Here is a 1,640-nt window from a genome sequence, read left to right on the forward strand (position 1 = left end):
ACGGCGCTGGGTCTGAACACGGGCACCACGCTGGCCCAGTGCGGTCAGGCCAACGGCATCGCCACAGTGGTGGTGAATGCGGGCAGCGGAGTGGCACCCTACAGTTACCAGTGGACCAATGCCAGCGGCAGTGTGGTGAGCAGCAGTAGTATTGCTCAGGGCTTAGCACCGGGTGTCTACACCGTGACGGTGACCGACAGCAAGGGTTGCACAGGTCAGAAGCAGATCACCATCTCTTCGACCAGTGCCCCGGTGATTGTCGCCCAGGCCTCACCCACTTCCTGTGGACAGGCCAACGGCAGCGCCAGCGTGCAGGTCAGCAGTGGAGTCGGCAGCTATAGCTACCGCTGGACCAACAGCGCCGATGTGCTGATGGGCACCAGTGCCAGCCTGAATGGCCTGCCTGCGGATACCTACACGGTAAGCGTGAGTGATGGCAGTGGCTGCAGCAGCACCACCAGCGTGGTGGTGGGCACCTCCAGCCCGGTCAATGTAGTGGCTAGTGCCCAGAACGCGGTCTGTGGTCAGGCCACGGGCAGCATCAGCCTGCAGGTCAGTGGGGGTAGTGGTTCCTACAGCTACCAGTGGCGCAATGCGGCTGGGGTGGTGGTGGCCACCAGCCAGAACCTGGTGAACGTGGCTCCGGGCAACTACAACGTCACGGTGAGTGACGCGGCCGGTTGTACGGCGGTGGCTTCGGCCAACATCTCTAACCTGGCAGGTCCCCAGGTGAGTGGGGTAGCCACGAATGTGAAGTGCTTTGGTACCCAGACGGGTAGCGTGGTGCTGAGCGTAACGGGGGGTACTCCGCCAATTGGCTATGTGTGGAGCAACGGTTCGACCAGCAAAGATCTGGTAAATGTAGGGGCGGGGGTGTATACGGTAACGGCTCGGGATGCCAACGGGTGTATGGCGGTACAGAGCTTCACCATCAGTCAGCCCAGCGAGATTGCGGCCGTCTTCCAGCCGACTCAGCCCACCTGTACGAGTGTGAACGGGGGTAGTGTGAGTCTGGTGAGCATCAGTGGGGGCACGGCTCCGTATAGTTATACGTGGAGCAACGGCAGTACGGCCGCTAGTATCAATAACTTGAGTGGGGGCACGTATATGCTCACCATCAAGGATGCGGCTGGTTGTGTGGCCTCGCCGGTAGCGATTCTGCTGACACCGACGGGCTGTAACAACCCGGTCTGTGAGAAGCCAGTGCTGACGGTGGGTAGTCCGGTGTGTAACCCGGCTGGTGGCACCTACAGTGTGAGCCTCTACAGCAGCACAGCGAGTGTGGTGGCCAGCAGTGGGACGGTGAATCTGTCGGCCTGGATGGTGAGTGGTATTCCAGTGGGCACGCCTGTAAGCATCACGGCCAGCAATGGAGTGGGTTGCTACAACGTCTCGATGGTCGATTCACCGACCGATTGTGCCAACAATGGAGGAAATAACTGCACACCGCCCAAGTTAACGGTGGGTCAGCCGCTGTGTCAGGGCACGGGCTTCTACACGGTGAGCTACCGCCTGACAGGCGTGGGCAGTGTGAGCAGCAATGTAGGTCAGGTCAATACCGCATCGCGGGTGATTGAGAATATACCGGTGGGCACCAATGTGGTGGTGACGGCCAGTGGCAGCGGCACCTGTGTGACGCG

1 protein-coding gene is annotated in these 1,640 nt (G+C 60.8%); it reads left to right on the plus strand.

The window, feature by feature from the left end; genetic code table 11:
• Positions 1 to 1,640: SprB repeat-containing protein (locus tag B153_RS38115; protein ID WP_020600289.1), on the plus strand; the 1,640-nt coding region annotated here is incomplete at both ends.

It is taken from the genome of Spirosoma panaciterrae DSM 21099 (assembly GCF_000374025.1).
GTDB classification, from domain to species: Bacteria; Bacteroidota; Bacteroidia; order Cytophagales; family Spirosomataceae; genus Spirosoma; species Spirosoma panaciterrae.